The following is a 246-nucleotide window of genomic DNA, read 5'->3' as shown; positions in this document are numbered from 1 at the left end:
CGATCCTCGCCGTGGGGGGCGGCGAGAAGCCTGTCGGCGAGGACGGCGACGAGCCCGGCAAACCGTTCGACCACGTCGTGCTGGCGAGTCAGGGACGAACCGGAATCTCCCGGGTCCTCCTCGGCAGCGTCGCGGAGGGCGTTGTCCGCCGCGCCGAGGTGCCCGTCACGGTCGTTCGGTGAGGGAGGCGCCGATCACTCCTCGGCCCGCTCGGCTCGTTCGGCGGCGACCACCTCGCCGACCATC

The 246-nt window shown here is 72.8% G+C and carries 1 protein-coding gene; it reads left to right on the top strand.

Annotated elements, in window-relative coordinates:
• On the top strand, window positions 1-182 hold a 182-nt coding region (locus tag EXE44_RS19250), incomplete at its 5' end, for a universal stress protein (protein ID WP_158293523.1).
• Between the last annotated feature and the right edge of the window lie 64 nt (window positions 183-246).

This window comes from Halorubrum sp. SS7, assembly GCF_005435055.1.
Classification (GTDB): domain Archaea; phylum Halobacteriota; class Halobacteria; order Halobacteriales; family Haloferacaceae; genus Halorubrum; species Halorubrum salinarum.
Note: the sequence above shows the minus strand (reverse complement) of the source record. Positions and strands in the feature narration are given on the sequence as shown.